The following is an 18,161-nucleotide window of genomic DNA, read 5'->3' as shown; positions in this document are numbered from 1 at the left end:
GTCGGCTCCGGGCCGACCGCTCTCGACACGCGCCGCCCCGTCATGGCGGCCCCCGCATGAGCACCGCGCCCGCCGACCTGTCGCGGGGCGTGCGCCGGATCACCCTGGACGCCGCCGGCACTCCCCTGTCCGCGCTGCTCCGCGAACCGTCCGAGGGCCCGCCGCGGGCCACGGTGGTCGCGGTGCACGGGGCGGGCATGAACTCCGGCTATTTCGACGGCCAGGCCCATCCCGACCTCTCCTTACTCACCCTCGGTGCCCGGCTCGGTTATACGGTCCTGGCCGTCGACCGGCCCGGCTACGGACAGTCCGCGGCCGCGCTGCCCGAAGGGCAGTCCGTCACCGAGCAGGCAGCCACCCTCGCCGCCGCGGTGCGCGACTTCGCCGCCCGGGAGCAGACCGGGGCCGGCCTGTTCCTCCTCGCCCACTCGTTCGGCGGCAAGGTCGCGCTGCTCACCGCCGCCGACCACGCCTGGCCCGACCTGCTCGGCCTGGAGATCTCCGGCTGCGGCCACCGCTACGCGCCCGACGCCTTCACCGGCGAGGGCGCGTCCCGGGGCGGCCGGCGCAGCTGGGGGCCGCTGCGGCTCTACCCGCCGAACACCTTCGCCACCTGCGGCTCGATCGTCGGCCCCGTGCCGGCCCGGGAGCAGGCGGACATCGCCCGCTGGCCCGAGGTCTTCCGCGACGCCGCGGGCCGCGTCCGCGTGCCCGTACGGTTCACCTTCGCCGAGCACGAGCCGTGGTGGCGGTACGACCGGGACGCGCTCGCCGAGCTGAGATCGCGGCTCACCGATGCCCCGCACGTGACCGTCGACCGGCAGCCGGGGGCGGGCCACAACATCAGCCTGGGCCACGCGGCACGCTCCTACCACCTGCGCTGCTTCGGCTTCTTCGAGGACTGCCTGGTGCGGCCGGCCGTCACCTGCCGTTGAACGCGGGCGCCGGCTCCGGGCCGCGCCGCGACCGGAGGTCCCGTCAGCTGATCGAGAGGGCCGGGCCGGTGACCATGAGCCCCAGGTCGTGGCCCGCGTAGGCGAAGAACGCGAACATCACCAGGGCCGCGCCGCCGAGGGCCGTGTCCTTGAGGAACTGCGTCTGCTCCATCATCTGCGCCTGCGGGTCGCTCTCCTTCCAGAACCGGTGCATCAGCACGGCCACCGAGAAGGAGAAGGCCGCCAGCGCCAGGGCCCCGAGGTCGGCCCACAGCCCGACCGCCACGCTGACCGCGCCCGCCAGCATGACCACACCGCTGACGACCGTGGCCGCGACGGGCATGGGCACCCCGCGGGAAGCGGTGTACCCGGCCATCTGCCGGGTCTTGGTCAGGTGCGCCGTCCCGGAGGCGAGGAAGAGGACGACGAACAGCAGGCGGCCGATCAGTACAAGGACGTCCATCACGACCTCCTCGGAGCATCGCGCGTACCGGATCGAAGAGGGGCGAACACGCCCCCTCTGACATCGTTCACCCGTTCGGCCCAGTTCGCCACGCCACCGCGCCCGGGGCCCGCGCCCCGGGCCCCGGGCGCGATGGTGCGACGCCAGCGTCCTAGGCTGGGGCGTGTGTCTGCCTCCACCACCCTCCAGAGCCCGGCCGACCAGGCCCCGGTCGCCGTCTGGGCGGTGATGCGGCGGCCCCTGCGGTTCCTCGGCTCGTGGTGGCCCTGGCGGTGCTGGGGGTATCTGGCGGCCGGATCCACCCTCGGATACGCCGTACTGGTCGCGCTCGTGGTCCTCGTCGGGCTGGGCGTGGTACTGGCCGTGGCCGGGATCGGGCTGCTGCTCCTGCTCTGCGCCGCTTCCGGCGCGGTACCGCTCGGGGCGCTGGAGCGATGGCGGCTGCGGTGGGTCGATCCGGTGCCGGTCGGCGATCCGCACACCTCCCTCGCCGGGGCGGGCCCCGCGGCCTGGCTGCGGACACGGCTGAAGGAGCGGGCCACCCGGCGGGAGTTCGGGTACGCCGTCCTGCTCGGGCCGGTCTTCGGGGCGGCGGGCTTCGGGGTGGTCGCGCTGCTCGCGTTCTCCCTGATCCTGGTCGCGAGCCCGGTCGTCGTCTGGGCCCTCGCCCCGGAGCCGGTGATGCTGATCCCCGGCAGGGCCGTCTCCGGCCCGCTGGAGGCCCTGGGCGGCACGGCGGCGGGACTGATCGGGCTGGTCGTGGCGGCGTACGCGGGAGCCCTGCTCACCGGGGCGCAGGTGAAGACCGTCCGTCTGCTGCTCGGGCCGCGCGAGGAGGACGCCCGGGTACTGGAACTCACCCGCTCCCGGGTGCGCCTGGTCGACGCCTTCGAAGCCGAACGGCGGCGCATCGAGCGGGATCTGCACGACGGGGCGCAGCAGCAGCTGGTCGCGCTCAGCATGACCCTGGGCCTCGCCGAGATGGAGCTGCGCGGACTTCCCGGGGCCGCGGGCGCCGCCGCGCTGGTGGCCCGGGGCCGCGGCGAGGCCAAGGTGGCGCTGGAGCAACTGCGCGACCTCGTACGGGGCATCCACCCGCAGGTGCTCACCGACCACGGGCTCGCGGCCGCCGTGGCCGAGGTGGCGCTGCGGCATCCCGTACCGGTGACCGTGGACCTCGACGTACCGCGGCTGGCCGACTCCGTGGAGATCACGGCGTACTTCACCGTCACGGAGGCGCTGGCCAACGCCGCGAAGCACAGCGGCGCCACGTGCGTGGCCGTCGCCGGTAGGGTCGAGAACGACCGGCTCACTCTCTGCGTCACCGACGACGGCCGCGGCGGGGCCGATCCCGGCGCGGGAGCGGGCCTGGCGGGTCTCGCGGACAGGGTGGCGATGTTGAAGGGCAGGCTGGTGGTGTCCAGTCCGGTGGGCGGACCGACCGAACTCCGTGTGGAGGTCCCGTGCTCCGGCTGATCCTCGCCGAGGACTCCGTCCTGCTGCGCGCGGGGCTGGCGGAACTGCTCACCCGCGGCGGCCACCAGGTCCTCGCCGCCGTCGGCGACGCGGACGAACTCGTGCGGGCCGTGGCGGCGGAGCGGCCGGACGCCGTGGTCACCGATGTACGGATGCCGCCGGGATTCCGCGACGAGGGGCTGCGGGCCGCGCTCGAACTCCGCTCCCGTGACGCCTCGTTGCCCGTGCTCGTGCTCTCGCAGTACGTGGCCACGGCGTACGCGACCCAGCTGTTCACGGGCGCCTCGGCGGCCGGACTCGGCTATCTGCTCAAGGACCGGGTGGGCGAGGTCACCGAGTTCCTCGACGCCCTGCGGCGCGTCGCGGAGGGGCAGACGGTCATCGACCCCGAGGTGGTGCGGGTCCTGCTCGGCAGCCGATCGCAGGACCGCCCGCTGGCCCGCCTCACCCCGCGCGAGCGGGAGGTCCTGACCCTGATGGCGGAGGGCCTCAACAACCAGGCCCTGGCGGGCCGGCTCTTCATCTCCGAGGCCGCCGTGGTCAAGCACGCCTCCAGCATCTTCACGAAGCTCGACCTGGACGCCACGGAGGGCAACCGCCGGGTGCTGGCGGTCCTGGCCCATCTGCGCGGGGCCGAGACCGGCTAACGCGTGGGCGTCACCACCGTCCGCGCCGGGCGGGAGCCGGCCACGACGCGGGAGGCAGCCGGGGTCCGGGCGCGACCGGAGGGCTCCACCGAGCGGGCCCAGACGGTCAGCAGCACCGGCAGCGCCAGGTAGCCGAAGCGGCCCGCCGGGGCCAGCAGGAAGGCCGTCGTGAGGCCGATCGCGAGGCGGTCGGCCGCCGCCACCACCGTGCGCGGCGGCCGGACCAGCAGCGACACGGCCACCGCGACGCCTCCCAGCATCAGCAGACCCACTGCCGCGTACCAGCCCCACTGGCCGAGTTCGGCCAGCAGGTGGCCGGGCAGCGGGCTGCTCGCCGGCGTCGCGACCTCCGCGCGCCCGGTGGGAAAGGCGAACACCTGGCGCCACAGCTCGCCCGGCTGGAGCAGCGCGCTCGGCAGGACCAGCAGGGCCGTCCCGCCGGCCGCGGCCAGCCCGCAGCGCACCGCCGCCCGCCGGCCCCGGCAGGCCGCGAGCAGGGCCACCGCCACCGCCACCGCGGGCAGCGCCGTCCACTTCAGGGCGCACGCCCCGGCGAGGGCCGCCCCCGCCAGGACCGGCCGCCCGGCTCCGGCGGCCGAGAGGGCCAGGCAGCACAGCCCGGCCAGCGGCAGGTCCACCCCGCTCACCGCGAGGGGCAGCGCCACCACCGGCGAGGCCACCAGTACGGGAAGCAGCGCCGGCCGGGTCGCGCCGAGCAGCCGTCGGCCGGCCCACAGGCCGCCGAACAGGGCCGCCGCGCACCAGATACGGGCGTCGCCCAGCAGCCGGGCGGCCCAGCCGTCTCCGCCGCCGAGCAGCGCGCGCGGGATGCCGAGCAGCGCCATGCCCGGCAGGTACGGCGTGTACTCCTCGACCCGCACGGGCTGGTCGACGTAGAGTCGGCCGGACTCCAGCAGGAGCCGCCCGGACCGTTCGACGACCGTCACCTCCGACTGCCCCTGCCCGGTCAGGGCCAGCCACAGGAGCGGTACGGCGACGGCGCCGAGCAGAGCGGCGGTGAGCGCCGCGCGGCGGTGGCCGAGGGCGGTGGCTCCGGCGGCGCCGAGGTACCCGGCGGCCGCGCACCAGCCCCACAGCCGGTGCGGCCCCAGCGAGGACAGGAGCGGGAAGGACAGCGCCCAGGCGGCCGCGAGGAGCCAGCCCGCGGTACACCGGGCGGTACGGGAAAGGGTCATGGGTCCATTCCAGCCGCGCGGTCCCGTCGGGTCTGCACGCCCAGGTGGACACTTCGCGGTGGGGTTTTCCCTACCACCCGGCAGGCACGCGAAAGGGGCGCGACCGTCAACCGGTCGCGCCCCTCACGCAGTTGTCACGCCGGGCCTCACGCCTCCGGCGAACCGCCGAACCGCTCGCGGTAGGACTCCAGGTCCTCCTCGGTGACCCGCGCGAACAGCACCGGCGGCACCGTGAACGGCGTGCCGGCAGGGACCGCGTCCAGGGACTTGGCCTGCTCCGGGGTGATCCACGTCGCCGTGTCGCCGGCGAGGTCGAAGGCGGAGCGCATGGCGCGCGCCGAGGCCGGGATGAACGGCTCGGAGACCACCGAGTAGAGGTGGATCAGGTTCATCGCGGTGCGCAGGGTGAGCGCCGCGCCCTCCAGGTCGGTCTTGACCTCCAGCCAGGGGGCCTTCTCGTCGAGGTACGCGTTTCCGGCCGACCACAGGGCGCGCAGCGCGGCCGCGGCCTTGCGGTACTGGAGCGACTCCATGTGGCCCTCGTACTCGGCCAGCAGCTCGGCGATCTGCTCGCCCAGCTTCGCCTCGACCTCGCCGGCGGGGCTGCCGGCGGGGACCTCGTCGCCGAACTTCTTGCGGGAGAAGGTCAGTACGCGGTTGACGAAGTTGCCGAGGGTGCCGCCGAGGTCCTTGTTGACCGTGGCGGCGAAGTGCTCCCACGTGAAGGACGAGTCGTCGGACTCGGGCGCGTTCGCGATGAGGAAGTAGCGCCAGAAGTCGGCCGGGAGGATCTCCAGCGCCTGGTCGGTGAAGACGCCGCGCTTCTGCGAGGTGGAGAACTTGCCGCCGTAGTACGTCAGCCAGTTGAAGGCCTTGACGTAGTCGACCTTCTTCCACGGCTCGCGGGTGGCCAGCTCGGTGGCGGGGAACATCACCGTGTGGAACGGGACGTTGTCCTTGGCCATGAACTGGGTGTAGCGGACGTCCTCGGCCTCGTACCACCACGACTTGTAGTCGCGGTTCGCCGGGTCCAGGTCCGACCACTCCTTGGTCGAGCCGATGTACTCGATCGGCGCGTCGAACCAGACGTAGAAGACCTTGCCCTCGGCGGCCAGCTCGGGCCAGGTGTCGGCCGGAACCGGGACGCCCCAGTCGAGGTCACGGGTGATGGCGCGGTCGTGCAGGCCCTCGGTCAGCCACTTGCGGGCGATGGAGGACGCCAGCTGCGGCCACTCCGCCTCGTGCTGCGCGACCCAGGCCTCGACCTCGTGCTGGAGCTTGGACTGCAGCAGGAAGAGGTGCTTGGTCTCGCGGACCTCCAGCTCGGTGGAGCCGGAGATGGCCGAGCGGGGCTCGATCAGGTCCGTGGGGTCCAGGACGCGGGTGCAGTTCTCGCACTGGTCGCCGCGGGCCTTGTCGTAGCCGCAGTGCGGGCAGGTGCCCTCGACGTAGCGGTCCGGCAGGAAGCGGCCGTCGACCGGCGAGTAGACCTGCCGGATCGCCCGCTCCTCGATGAAGCCGTTCGCCTGGAGCTTGCGGGCGAAGTGCTGGGTGATCTCGCGGTTCTGCGCGGAGGAGCTGCGGCCGAAGTAGTCGAAGGACAGCTCGAAGCCGTCGTAGACCGCCTTCTGGGCGTCGTGGGCCTGCGCGCAGAACTCGGCGACCGAGATGCCGGCCTCCTTGGCGGCGAGCTCGGCGGGGGTGCCGTGCTCGTCGGTGGCGCAGATGTAGAGGACGTCGTGGCCGCGCTGGCGGAGGTACCGGGAGTACACATCCGCCGGAAGCATCGACCCGACCATGTTGCCCAGGTGCTTGATCCCGTTGATGTACGGAAGCGCGCTGGTGATCAGGTGTCGAGCCATCCTCGGATGCTCCATTTCATATGTGCGGTACCACGTGACGTGACGTGACGGACTGTGAATGAGGTTCATCGTATCGAACCGCCGAAAGGCCACGCGCCGCATTTGTTCATGGGTGGGAGTAACGCAAAAGCGAGGACAGTGACCTCTTCGTCACGGCCCTCGCGATCGGGCCCATGCTACAGCCGGTCCGCCGCGCACCCGACCGTCGGCCGGACGGCACGGGCGGCGGTCATATGCATACGTGCCGGCTGGACCGCCGTGCGGTCGACATCGATCACGAGTCGATCATCGCCGACGCATTGTTCCCAGGTTTCTTCTATGCGCCCTCCGAATGCGCCCTCGCTGCTTTCCTGTACACCGCGCACAGGGGATGGGGTGGAACGGTGAGCGATGGCGGACCGGAGGAGTCCGGAGGGGCCGTGGGGCTGCCGAGCCGGCGCCGGCGGCCGACACCGATGAGCCAGTGGAGCCCGACGGCGCGCCTTTCGTACTGGGCCTTCCACGCCAATCGGCGACCCGCGTACATGCGCTTCGCGTACCTGCAGCTCGGTTCCGACACGGCGGCCGAGCAGGCCGTTGACGCCACCTTCGACTCGATCATGGGCGAGTGGCTCCGGATGCTCCACATGGACCGCCTGGACGCCTACGCGTGGACCCTGCTCAAGCACTGCCTGGCCGACCGGCGGCTGCGGCCGCGCCACCCCTGGCAGCGGCAGCCCCGGCCGATGGACATCAGCGCCTTCGAAGCCGCCCTCAAGGACGCCCACGCCGACCGGTACGAGGTGCTGACCGACACCATCCGCTTCTACTCCGCCGTGTCCCGGCTCGCCGAGCGGCAGCGCGACGCCGTACTGCTGCGGTACGGGCTCCAGTGCTCCCCCGGCGAGGCCGCCTCCGTGATGGGCGTCGACGAGGCCACGGTCCGCTCGTACCTCGGCCAGGCCAACCGGCGCCTCGCCCGGCTCCTCGACGCCTCCGTCGACCCACCCGAATACACCGAGTCCGCCAAGTCCGCCGAGTCCGCCGGATCAGACGAATCAGCCGAATCATGAGGCACCGCGAACGGCAGCAGCCGCAGGACGGCGGCGGAGCCCCCCGCGCCCTGGCCGAGTTCCTCGCCCGGGCGGGCGTCCGCGACCGCTACCCGCACTACGACCTGGGCGCGGCCGAGGCCCGGCTGCTGCGCGCCACCCCGCCGGCACCCGCCGCCGGCCACCGCGCCCGGCGCCGGTCCGCGTCCGGCTGGAGCGACCCGGCGCGCGACTGCCCGCTCGACGCCGAACGCGCCCGCCGCGACCTCAAGGCCGCCTGCCTGGCCTCCGTGTGCGCCCCGAAGGCCGAGGCGCAGCTCGTCTCCTTCCTCGCCTCCCGGCACACCGACCTGGCCGGCGCGGTCGTCTTCGGCTCTCTGCTGTACCTGGCCGGGCTGCGCGAAGGCGCCCGGTTCTGGTGGCAGTTCGCCGCGGGCTGGGCCGGTCCGGGGACCGCCGATGCCGCGTACTGCCTCTTCCTCGACCACTCCCGCCGCGGTGAGTACCACGACGCCCGGCACTGGGCGCGCGAACTGGGCCGTCGCGGCTTCCGGCCCGCCGGCCGGCGGGATCTGCGGGAGGTGCGGCTGTGCGCGCAGGCGGCCGTCCTGCGGTACGTCGACCAGCTCGACGATGCCGACCTGGGACCGGTGCCGCTGCCCAGGCCCGGGCTGCCCGGGATACTGGCCGCGTTCCAGCCGTCGGCGGCCGCGGTCACCGGCGCCGTGGCCCCCATGGCAGCAGCGCCGGCGGCCGTTCCCGTACCGCGCCTCGCGCCCGGCCCGCTGCGCCACCCGGCGCTGACGGCGGCGGCCCGCGGGACCGTCGTCCAGGCCGGGACCGGCCAGGCCCTGTCGGAGGCCCGGCGCGCGCTGGCCGTCGTACAGGTCCTGGAGCGGCATCCCCTGGGGGTGCGGGCCGCCCAGCTCGCCCGGAAGTCGGGGCTCGCCGAGGAAGAACTCGGTCCCCTGCTGTCGATGCTGTGCGAGGAGGAGTACGCGTACCGCCCCGGCACGGGGGTGTACGCGCGCGGACCGGCCCTGGACCGGCTCGCGGCCCCCGGCGGCAGCGGCCTGGCGGGCCAGCTCCAGCGCACGCTGGCACTGGCCCGGGACAGCGCGGGCGCGGCGGTGTACCTGAGCCGGTACGCGGAGGGCGAGGTCCGGATCACGCAGATGGCGGACGGTCCCGGGACCCCGCCGGTGCGGGAGTGGGTGGACTTCCGGGCCGCCGCGCACGCCAGCGCGGTCGGCAAGTGCCTGCTGACCCAGCTCGACCACGACCGCAGGGCCGACCACGTGGCCCGGCACCGGCCCGCGCGGCTGACTCCGCGGACCATCACCGACAGCCGGGCCCTGTTCACCGCGCTGGACGCGTTGGCCCCGGGCGCGCCCGTCTTCGACCTGCTGGAGTACTCGCCGGGGGTCGTCTGCTCGGCGGTGCCGATCGCCACCGGCGACGCCGCCGGGAGCCTCGCGCTGTCCCTGCCCGCGGTCCATGCCCCTCGCCTGCACTCGGCCACCGAGGCCTTGCGCCGCAAGGCCGTTCCGGTGCTCCTCGCCCTGCTCCTGACGGGTGAGATCCCCCCGGACACGCCGGCTGCCCCGAACCCGTCCGAGCCCGAGACCACCGCCGCCGCCGAGCCCCCGTACCCTTCCGCGTCCACGCGGCCGGAGCGGGAGCCGCAGTGCCCGCCCCGGCCGACGCGGGCCCCCCTCACCCCGGAGACCCTGCGTCACCTCCGGCGCCTGTTCCGCACCCCGCTCACGGACACCACGGCCTCGGCCGGCGGCCCCCACCTGGTCAGCGACACCACGTCCGCGGCGGCCTACCTCTTCGACGCCCTCCCGGACACCGGCCGGCCGTGCCTGTCCCTCCCCCACACCTTCACCCAGGTCGCCCCGGGCACCCTGACCGCCCCGAGGGGCCTGGTGGTGCTGGGCACGTGAGGCGGCCGGGCCGGGGTGCCCGGCGCCGTGATCAGGACCCGCCGGGGACGAAGGAGTCCAGGGCCGCGTCGAAGTGGCTCCTGGCCTCGGCGAGCCGGCTGACGGGAGCGGACACCCAGACGTCGTGCAGGAGGCCGTTCTCGTCCCAGCAGAGGTCGAAGGTGTGCCGGGCGCCTTCGGCACGGGTGAAGCCGTCCCAGGTGAACTCCCACAGCGCGGCGGGCAGTCCGTTGTGCGTCGTCGCGACGACCGAGTGGTCGCGGAACCCGGGGTTGGTGGCCGGGCCCTCGGCGTCCGAGAGCCGCATCGCGGCGAGCGGGCCGCCGGGCGCAGACGGCTTCACCTTGATGCCGATCCGGATCGCCCCGTCCTCGGAGACGTAGAAGACCCGCTGGTCGTCGGTGGTGCGCTGGAAACCCTTCGGCACGGCGAGGGAGAAGCCCTGTACGTCGGTGACGGTCCGGTACCCGGGGGGCACGGGCTTGGCGGACGCGGCGCTCCCGGGCGCGGGCGGCGACGCCGCCGGGGACTGCGCGACGGCCTTGTCGGTGGCGGGTGAGGCGGTGGCCGGTGAGGCAGGGGTGGGTGAGGCGGTGGCGGGTGAGGCGGTGGCGCTCCGCGCAGGCTCCTGCGCCCGGCCGTCCGTACGATCGCCGAGCAGGGACGCCGCGCTCACTCCGCCCGCGACGGCCGCCACGACGAGGGCCGCGAGCAGCCCGAGGCGAACGGACGGCCGGAACTTCCCGGCCGGTCCCGGCGCGCGGTCGCCGGGCCGGCCTACGCGCTCGGTCGGCGAGTAGCCGGGCGGGTGGGGAGTGGTCGGGGCCTCGGTGGCGGTCCCCGCCGTCGGGTTCGGGCCGAGGGGCCGGTCGAGCAGCGGGACGGCGCCGGTGGTCACGTACGCCGACAGCAGCCGCTCGGCCTCCGCCGCCCCCAGCCGCCGCTCCGGGTCGCGTTCCAGCAGACCCTGGATCAGTGGCAGCAGCGGCCCCGCCTGAGCCGGCGGCCGGATCTCGGCGGACACGACGGCGTGCAGGACTCCGCCGAGCGAATCGCGGTGGAAGGGCGACTCGCCGGTCAATGCGGCACACAGCAGCACGCCGAGGGACCACAGGTCGGATGCGGGGCCTGCGGCGGCGCCCTGCATCCGCTCGGGCGAGGTGTACTCGGGTGAGCCGATGAAGGCCCCGGTCTCACTGATGGTGGTGGAGCCGGCGAGGCGGGCGATGCCGAAGTCGGTGAGCACCACCCGGCCGGTTCCCGCTTCCATCAGCACGTTGGCCGGCTTGATGTCCCGGTGGAGCACTCCGCGGGCGTGTGCCGCGCTCAGGGCGCCGAGCAGGGCGAGCCCCGTGCGGGCGGTCTCGCCGTGGTCCAGCGGACCGTCGGCGGCGAGCCGGTCGGCGAGCGAGCTGCCTTCGACGAGTTCCATGACGATGTACGGGTGCCCGTCCTGCTCCACGACGTCGTGGACCACGACGACGTGGGGGTGCTTGATCTGCGCCACCGTACGCGCCTCACGCAGGGCGCCCGCGGACTGCGTACCGTCCCCCACGTGGAGTTCCTTGACGGCGACGGAGCGTCCGAGCAGTTCGTCGGAGGCCCGCCAGACGGTGCCCATGCCGCCCCTGCCCAGCCGCTTCTCAAGCCGGTAGCGCCCGACGATCGCGATGCTGTTGCGTGGTTCGTCCTGCGACACGTTGCTCCCCCTGGCCCGTTCCAAGACCATGATGCCGCAGATACGGATCCGGCCATGGCCGTTCCGCCGGGAGGCCCGGCGCGCTCGCGGCGCCCGCGGCGCCCGCGGCGCAACGCAAACGGCGAGGGCCGTGACTCCTGGAGTCACGGCCCTCGCCGATCTGTGTCCGAGGGGGGACTTGAACCCCCACGCCCGATAAAGGGCACTAGCACCTCAAGCTAGCGCGTCTGCCATTCCGCCACCCGGACTAGGTGGTCGGCCCCGGTTTCCCGCGGCGACATGGACAACAATAGCAAAGGATCGGCGGGGCTCCGACCACTTATCCGACCGGCCGCCGTCCGCAACGCCGTGCTGACCTGCACGCATGCACCGACGGCCGCAGCGAGACGGATCGTCTCGCTGCGGCCGTCGGGTACGTCACCGGGCACGCGCCGCCGGGGTCACGGGCAGTGGATGACCTGCCCCGCGTAGGAGAGGTTGCCGCCGAAGCCGAAGAGCAGGACGGGAGCGCCGGTCGGGATCTCGCCGCGCTGCACCAGCTTGGACAGCGCCATCGGGATGCTGGCAGCCGAGGTGTTGCCGGAGTCGACGACATCGCGGGCGACGACCGCGTTGACGGCGCCGATCTTGGCGGCGAGCGGCTCGATGATCCGCAGGTTCGCCTGGTGCAGGACGACCCCGGCCAGCTCCTCGGGGAGGACCCCGGCCTTCTCGCACACCTTGCGGGCGAGCGGCGGGAGCTGGCTGGTGGTCCAGCGGTACACGGACTGGCCCTCCTGCGCGAAGACCGGCGGCGAGCCCTCGATCCGGACGGCGTTGCCCATCTCGGGGACCGAACCCCACAGCACCGGCCCGATGCCCGGCTCCTCGCTGGCCTCGACCACGGCCGCGCCCGCGCCGTCACCGGTGAGCACGCAGGTGGTGCGGTCGCTCCAGTCGGTGATCTCGGCCATCTTGTCGGCGCCGATGACCAGGGCGCGGGTGGCGGAGCCGGCCCGGATCGCGTGGTCCGCGGTGGCCAGGGCGTGCGTGAAGCCCGAGCAGACGACGTTGAGGTCCATCACGGCGGGGCTGCCGCCCATGCCCAGCTTGGCGGCCACGCGGGCGGCCATGTTGGGCGAGCGGTCGATCGCGGTGGAGGTGGCGACCAGGACGAGGTCGATGTCGTCCGGGGTCAGGCCGGCGCCGGCCAGGGCCTTGCCCGCGGCGTGGAAGGCCAGCTCGTCGACCGGTTCGTCCGGCCCCGCGATGTGGCGCGTCTTGATGCCGACCCGGGACCGGATCCACTCGTCCGTGGTGTCGACCATGGCCGCGAGGTCCTCGTTGGTGAGCACTCTCGCGGGCTGGTAGTGCCCTAGCGCCACCACGCGTGAACCGGTCATGGGCGGGGTCCCCCTTTGTACGGAAGTGCAGGATCACCCAGCTTTGCCTGCTACTGATGGGTACGTGTGCGTGTGACCCGACAGGATTCCGGCACCGGAATTTGGAGATTCCCGAGGATCCACCTGCCGGGGACGCTGTGGGAAGCGGAACCGCGACAATGAAGTTGTCGGATGCAGCCGGATTCGGACGGATGCACGGCAGGAACTGAAGGGGTGGGCTGATCACCATGGGACGGGTCACCGAGCGCCGCCGCGTCGTCCGGATCCGGAACGGCGTGGCCGGGGTCCGTCCGGACACGCTGGTCGCCGAGGAGCCGCTGGAGATACGGCTGAACGGCAAGCCGCTGGCGATCACGATGCGGACCCCGGGCGACGACTTCGCCCTGGCGGTGGGCTTCCTCGTGAGCGAGGGCGTGCTCGCCTCCGCGGCGGACGTCCAGGCCGTCACCTACTGCGAGGGCGCCACCGAAGACGGGTCGAACACCTACAACGTGGTCAACGTGCAGCTGGCGGCCGGGGTCCCGGTGCCGGACATCACACTGGAGCGGAACGTCTACACCACCTCCTCCTGCGGCCTGTGCGGCAAGGCCAGCCTGGACGCGGTCCGTACGGCGACCCGCTTCCCGGGGACGGCCGCCGACCCGGTACGGATCTCCGCGGATCTCCTCGGCGAGCTGCCGGACCGGCTGCGCGCGGCCCAGAAGGTCTTCGACCGCACGGGCGGACTGCACGCGGCCGGGCTGTTCACGGCGGAGGGCGAGCTGCTCGACGTACGCGAGGACGTGGGCCGGCACAACGCGGTCGACAAGATCGTCGGGCGGGCGCTCCAGGCGGGCCGGCTCCCGCTGGCCGGAGCGGTCCTGCTGGTGTCCGGCCGGGCCTCCTTCGAGCTGGCCCAGAAGGCCGTGATGGCGGGCATCCCGGTGCTGGCGGCGGTCTCGGCGCCGTCCTCGCTGGCGGTGGACCTGGCCCTGGACTCGGGACTGACCCTGGTCGGCTTCCTGCGGGGCCCGAACATGAACATCTACGCGGGCGAGGAGCGGATCACCCGCCAGGACGACAGGCCCTAAGCGGCCTCGGGGAAGTAGGGCACGTCCCCGAGGCCACTTAGCGGCCCCGGCGGCCGCGGCGGGTGGAGTTCGGGGCCCGCTCGGGCTCGGGCGGCTCGATGCGGTGGAGGTCGAGGGTGGGCGGGACCGGGGTGGTGCCCGGGCCGCCGGATTCGGCCCAGGCGATGATCTCGTCGGTCGCGGTGTCGTCCAGGGCCCACCCGAACCAGGCGGCGCGGGCGCCGCGGCGGCGGGCCTCGGTGGTGGGCTGGACCACGATGACGTTGGCCTGGGCGCAGGGGCCGAGGCAGTCGCTCGTACGGACGGCCAGGCGGCCCCCGGAGGCCTCGGCGGCCTCGCGCAGCCGGGCGAGCTGGCCGGCGTGGTCGGAGCCGGGGTTCTTGCGGGGGTCACCGCAGCAGCAGCCGCGGCAGACCACCAGGGTGCAGGGGCGTTCGGCGTGGGCGGCGAGCGGGCGTATCCAGGTCACCGCCGAACGTTACCGGGCCCGCACGGAGGGGTGTTGGACCGCCGACGAGACCTCCGCCACACGACCGGTGGGGAGTTCACCGTGCCCGGCCGGCTCCGTCTGTGCGGCGCGGCGGCGGGCGAGGACCGCGCAGACCATGAGCTGCATCTGGTGGAACAGCATGAGCGGGAGCACGGCGAGACCGGCCTGGGCCCCGAACAGCACGCTGGCCATGGGGAGTCCGGCGGCGAGGCTCTTCTTCGACCCGGCGAACTGGATGGCGATGCGGTCCGCGCGGCCGAAGCCGAGGCGCCTGGCCCCGTACCAGCTGACGAGGAGCATCACGGCGAGCAGTACGGCCTCCACCGCCAGCAGGGCGCCGAGGCGCGGGACGCTCACCTGGTGCCAGATGCCGGCGGCCATGCCCGCGCTGAAGGCGGCGTAGACGACGAGCAGGATCGAGCCGCGGTCGACGCGGCCCAGCACCTGCCTGTTGCGCACGAGGAAGCCGCCGACCCAGCGGCGCAGGAGCTGTCCGAGGAGGAAGGGCAGCAGCAGCTGGAGAACGATCTTGAGGAGGGAGTCGGGGGAGAAGCCGCCCGCGCTGCTCCCGAGCAGGGCCGCGGCGAGCAGCGGGGTGAGGACGATGCCGGCGAGGCTGGAGAAGGAGCCTGCGCAGATCGCGGCCGGGACGTTGCCGCGGGCGATCGAGGTGAAGGCGATGGAGGACTGGATGGTCGAGGGGACCAGACAGAGGAAGAGCAGGCCGCTGTAGAGCGGGGGCGTGAGGAGGGTGGGGACGAGGCCTCGGGCGGCGAGGCCGAGGAGGGGGAAGAGGAGGAAGGTGCAGACGAGCACGGTGAGGTGCAGCCGCCAGTGGCGCAGGCCGTCGAGGGCCTCGCGGGTGGAGAGCCTGGCTCCGTAGAGGAAGAAGAGCAGGGCCACGGCCGCGGTGGCGGCCCCGTCGGCGACGGTGGCGGCCTGGCCGCGGGCGGGGAGCAGGGCGGCGAGGCCGACGGTGCCGAGGAGGGCCAGTACGTACGGGTCGACGGGCAGCCGGGCGGGGAGGTGCGGGCGGCGCAGGCGGCGGCGCATGTGCAGGGTGCTCACTCGTTCATGCTCGGTGGCGGGGTGGTGATCGGGAAACCCGCACACCGCACTCACTGTCATCACGCATCCCGATGAGCGTGGCTAGCATGGGCGGTATGTACGACCCTGTCCAGCTGCGTACGTTCCTCACGGTGGCCCAGACGCTGAGCTTCACCCAGGCCGCCGGGCGGCTCGGCGTACGGCAGTCCACCGTCAGCCAGCACGTGCGGAGGCTGGAGGCGGCGACCGGGCGGCCGCTGTTCGTCCGGGACACGCACAGCGTGGAGCTGACGGAGGACGGCGAGGCGCTGCTGGGCTTCGCGCGCACGATCCTGGAGGCGCACGAACGGGCGGCGGCCTTCTTCACGGGGACCCGGCTGCGCGGGCGGCTGCGCTTCGGGGCTTCGGAGGACTTCGTGCTGACGCGGCTGCCGGAGATTCTGGAGGGGTTCCGGCACGAGCATCCCGAGGTGGACCTGGAGCTGTCGGTGGAGCTCTCGGGCACGCTGCACGAACGGCTGGACGCGGGACGCCTGGACCTGGTGCTGGCGAAGCGGCGGGGGCCGGGGGACGAGCGGGGCCGCCTGGTGTGGCGGGACCGGATGGTGTGGATCGGGGCGGAAGGACTGCGGGTGGACCCGGAGCGCCCGGTTCCGCTGATCGTCTTCCCGCCTCCGGGGATCACCAGGGCGCGGGCGCTGGAGGTGCTGGAGCGTGACGGCCGGGCGTGGCGGATCGCCTGTACGAGCGGCAGCCTGAGCGGTCTGATCGCGGCGGCCCGGGCCGGGCTGGGCGTGATGGCGCACACCCGCGGGCTGATCCCGCCGGGACTGGTCCGGGTCGGCGGGCTGCCGGAGCTCGGGCCGGTCGAGTTCGCCCTCGTGCGCGGGTCCCGGGCCTCGGCTCCCGCCGAAGCCCTGGCCTCGGCGGTCCTCTCGGGCGCGGACCGCCTCAGCCGCACGGCCTGACCGCGGCCCGGCCGCCGAGAAGGTCGCTGAGGAGGTCTTGTGGAGGTATCCGCGGGCTGATCAACTGCCCTGCGACGTGGGGTAGCGTCGCCGCGCCGCACGGAGAGGAGCGGGACCCTTGCGCGAGATCACCGTCCCACCCGTCGTCACCGACGCGCCCGTCGGCGGTCTGGCCGACGTCGTCTTCCGGCATGCGCGCGAGGAACCGGACCGGGTGGTGCTGGGCCGCAAGACGGAAGGGGTCTGGCGGGACGTGACCTCCGCCGAACTCGCCGCCGAGGTGCTCGCGCTCGCCAAGGGCCTGCTGGCCCAGGGCGTACGGTTCGGCGACCGGGTCGCCGTCATGTCCCGTACCCGGTACGAGTGGACCCTCTTCGACTTCGCCCTGTGGGCGATCGGCGCCCAGCCGGTCCCCGTCTACCCGACCTCCTCCGCCGAGCAGGTGCACTGGATCCTGGCCGACTCCGCCTGCACGGCCTGCGTCGTCGAGAACGAGGACCAGGCCATGACGGTGGGTTCGGTCATCGACCGGCTTCCCCTCCTGCGCCTGCTGTGGCAGCTCGACGCGGGGGCCGTGGACGGCATCGTCGCCGACGGCCGCGGGGTCGCCGAGGACGTCGTGCACCGCCACCGCGGCGCCGTGACCCCGGACGCGGTCGCCACCGTCATCTACACCTCGGGCACCACCGGCCGCCCCAAGGGCTGCGTCCTCACCCACGGCAATTTCATGTTCGAGGCCGACACCATGGCGAGCCGCTGGGAGTCCGTCTTCCAGGCCGGTCCCGGCGAGCAGCCGTCCACCCTGCTCTTCCTGCCACTGGCGCACGTCTTCGGGCGGATGGTGGAGGTGGCCGCCGTCCGCGCCCGGGTCAAGCTCGGGCACCAGCCCGTACTGGCGGCGGCCGAGCTGCTGCCGGACCTGGCCGCGTTCCGGCCGACCTTCGTGCTCGGGGTCCCGTACGTCTTCGAGAAGGTCTTCGCGGCCGCGCGGCGCAAGGCCGAGGCGGAGGGGCGTACGGGCGCCTTCGACCGGGCGGTGGAGACGGCCGTGCGGTACGCGGAGGCGCGCGAGGAGAAGTCCTTCGGCACCGGCCCCGGCCCCTCGGCCGGGCTGCGGATGGAGCACCAGCTCTTCGAGAAGCTCGTGTACGGCAAGGTCCGCGAGGCGATGGGCGGCCGCGTACGGCACGCCATGTCGGGCGGGTCCGCGATGTCGCGCCGCCTCGGGCTGTTCTTCGACGGCGCCGGGATCACGATCTTCGAGGGGTACGGCCTGACCGAGTCGTCCGCGGCGGCCACCGCGAATCCGCCGGGGGCGACGAAGTACGGCACGGTAGGCCCGCCGATCCCCGGCGGCACGGTGCACATCGCGGAGGACGGGGAGGTCTGGCTGCACGGCGGCCACGTCTTCGCCGGGTACCTCAACGACCCGCCCGCCACCGACGCGGTCCTGCGCGGCGGGTGGCTGGCGACCGGGGACCTGGGGCGGCTGGACGAGGACGGCTACCTCATCATCACCGGCCGCAAGAAGGAGATCCTGGTGACCTCCAACGGCAAGAGCGTCCAGCCGGCCGCGCTGGAGGAGCGGGTCCGCTCGCACCCGCTGGTGTCACAGTGCGTACTGGTGGGCAACGACCGGCCGTACATCGCGGCCCTGATCACCCTGGACGCGGAGGGGATCGCCCACTGGCTGTCGATGCGCGGCCTGGCGCAGCGGCCCGCGGCGGACCTGGTGCACGACGCGGACCTGACGGCGGAGGTCCGCCGGGCGGTCGTGGCCGCCAACACCCTGGTCTCGCAGGCGGAGTCGATCCGCACCTTCCGGGTGCTCGGGGAGCAGTTCACGGAGGAGCGGGGGCTGCTGACCCCTTCCCTGAAACTCAAGCGCCGGGCGATCGAGAAGGCGTACGCGACGGAGGTCGCGGCCCTCTACCAGTCGTGAGCGC

At 73.6% G+C, this 18,161-nt stretch carries 14 protein-coding genes, 1 tRNA gene and 1 pseudogene; 8 read left to right on the top strand and 8 right to left on the bottom strand.

Translation table 11 applies throughout. The features are described from left to right. Positions 1 to 56 precede the first annotated feature (56 nt). A complete protein-coding gene (locus OG737_RS26340; RefSeq protein ID WP_328928670.1) occupies positions 57 to 935 on the top strand; it encodes an alpha/beta fold hydrolase in 879 nt (292 codons plus the stop codon). Between the two features lie 43 nt (positions 936 to 978). Here the strand turns inward: OG737_RS26340 and OG737_RS26335 are convergent, their stop codons facing one another. Beyond that, positions 979 to 1,398: a DoxX family protein gene (locus tag OG737_RS26335; RefSeq protein WP_328928669.1), complete on the bottom strand. Its 420-nt coding sequence runs from the start codon at positions 1,396 to 1,398 to the stop codon at positions 979 to 981. A 228-nt stretch (positions 1,399 to 1,626) separates the two neighbouring features. On the opposite strand from OG737_RS26335, the gene OG737_RS26330 reads away from it, so the two are divergent. After that, positions 1,627 to 2,874 carry a sensor domain-containing protein gene (locus OG737_RS26330; protein ID WP_328930484.1) on the top strand — a complete coding sequence of 416 codons (1,248 nt, stop codon included), beginning with the start codon at positions 1,627 to 1,629 and terminating at the stop codon, positions 2,872 to 2,874. Next, positions 2,862 to 3,521 (top strand): response regulator, encoded by a 660-nt coding sequence (locus OG737_RS26325; RefSeq protein ID WP_405922062.1) that lies wholly within the window; start codon positions 2,862 to 2,864, stop codon positions 3,519 to 3,521. Before OG737_RS26330 ends, OG737_RS26325 begins: the two co-directional genes overlap by 13 nt. Here the strand turns inward: OG737_RS26325 and OG737_RS26320 are convergent. Both OG737_RS26320 and metG read right to left on the bottom strand, forming a co-directional pair. Then, entirely contained in the window at positions 3,518 to 4,717 is a 1,200-nt protein-coding gene (locus tag OG737_RS26320) for a glycosyltransferase 87 family protein (protein ID WP_405922061.1), read from the bottom strand. The genes OG737_RS26325 and OG737_RS26320 overlap by 4 nt on opposite strands. A gap of 146 nt (positions 4,718 to 4,863) precedes the next feature. Beyond that, positions 4,864 to 6,579 (bottom strand): methionine--tRNA ligase, encoded by a 1,716-nt coding sequence (gene metG, locus OG737_RS26315; RefSeq protein WP_405922060.1) that lies wholly within the window; start codon positions 6,577 to 6,579, stop codon positions 4,864 to 4,866. A gap of 419 nt (positions 6,580 to 6,998) precedes the next feature. Between metG and OG737_RS26310 the strand changes: the two genes are divergently transcribed. Then, positions 6,999 to 7,631 (top strand): sigma factor-like helix-turn-helix DNA-binding protein, encoded by a 633-nt coding sequence (locus OG737_RS26310; protein ID WP_405922059.1) that lies wholly within the window; start codon positions 6,999 to 7,001, stop codon positions 7,629 to 7,631. 830 nt (positions 7,632 to 8,461) lie between these two features. Further along, positions 8,462 to 9,181: pseudogene (locus OG737_RS26305) on the top strand (IclR family transcriptional regulator C-terminal domain-containing protein); the annotation flags it as partial. Between the two features lie 409 nt (positions 9,182 to 9,590). On the opposite strand, the gene OG737_RS26300 reads toward OG737_RS26305, so the two are convergent. From OG737_RS26300 to OG737_RS26290, 3 genes are all read right to left on the bottom strand, one after another. After that, positions 9,591 to 11,180: a protein kinase domain-containing protein gene (locus OG737_RS26300; protein WP_405922451.1), complete on the bottom strand. Its 1,590-nt coding sequence runs from the start codon at positions 11,178 to 11,180 to the stop codon at positions 9,591 to 9,593. Positions 11,181 to 11,421: 241 nt separating this feature from the next. Then, positions 11,422 to 11,506: transfer RNA gene (locus OG737_RS26295), tRNA-Leu, on the bottom strand. A 192-nt stretch (positions 11,507 to 11,698) separates the two neighbouring features. After that, the gene (locus OG737_RS26290) at positions 11,699 to 12,640 is read right to left on the bottom strand and encodes a beta-ketoacyl-ACP synthase III (protein WP_328928663.1); all 942 of its coding nucleotides are present in this window, start codon (positions 12,638 to 12,640) and stop codon (positions 11,699 to 11,701) included. A 227-nt stretch (positions 12,641 to 12,867) separates the two neighbouring features. On the opposite strand from OG737_RS26290, the gene fdhD reads away from it, so the two are divergent. After that, positions 12,868 to 13,710: a formate dehydrogenase accessory sulfurtransferase FdhD gene (fdhD, locus tag OG737_RS26285; RefSeq protein ID WP_328928662.1), complete on the top strand. Its 843-nt coding sequence runs from the start codon at positions 12,868 to 12,870 to the stop codon at positions 13,708 to 13,710. A gap of 37 nt (positions 13,711 to 13,747) precedes the next feature. Here fdhD and OG737_RS26280 read toward each other — a convergent pair whose 3' ends face one another. Both OG737_RS26280 and OG737_RS26275 read right to left on the bottom strand, forming a co-directional pair. Then, a complete protein-coding gene (locus OG737_RS26280) occupies positions 13,748 to 14,179 on the bottom strand; it encodes a (2Fe-2S) ferredoxin domain-containing protein (RefSeq protein WP_328928661.1) in 432 nt (143 codons plus the stop codon). A gap of 9 nt (positions 14,180 to 14,188) precedes the next feature. Continuing rightward, positions 14,189 to 15,253 (bottom strand): bile acid:sodium symporter family protein, encoded by a 1,065-nt coding sequence (locus OG737_RS26275; protein WP_405922450.1) that lies wholly within the window; start codon positions 15,251 to 15,253, stop codon positions 14,189 to 14,191. Between the two features lie 110 nt (positions 15,254 to 15,363). On the opposite strand from OG737_RS26275, the gene OG737_RS26270 reads away from it, so the two are divergent. Both OG737_RS26270 and OG737_RS26265 read left to right on the top strand, forming a co-directional pair. Continuing rightward, positions 15,364 to 16,215 (top strand): LysR substrate-binding domain-containing protein, encoded by an 852-nt coding sequence (locus OG737_RS26270; RefSeq protein ID WP_405922058.1) that lies wholly within the window; start codon positions 15,364 to 15,366, stop codon positions 16,213 to 16,215. 118 nt (positions 16,216 to 16,333) lie between these two features. Further along, the gene (locus tag OG737_RS26265) at positions 16,334 to 18,157 is read left to right on the top strand and encodes an AMP-dependent synthetase/ligase (RefSeq protein ID WP_405677612.1); all 1,824 of its coding nucleotides are present in this window, start codon (positions 16,334 to 16,336) and stop codon (positions 18,155 to 18,157) included. Positions 18,158 to 18,161 lie beyond the last annotated feature (4 nt).

Source organism: Streptomyces sp. NBC_00122, assembly GCF_045160845.1.
Taxonomy (GTDB): domain Bacteria; phylum Actinomycetota; class Actinomycetes; order Streptomycetales; family Streptomycetaceae; genus Streptomyces.
Note: the sequence above shows the minus strand (reverse complement) of the source record. Positions and strands in the feature narration are given on the sequence as shown.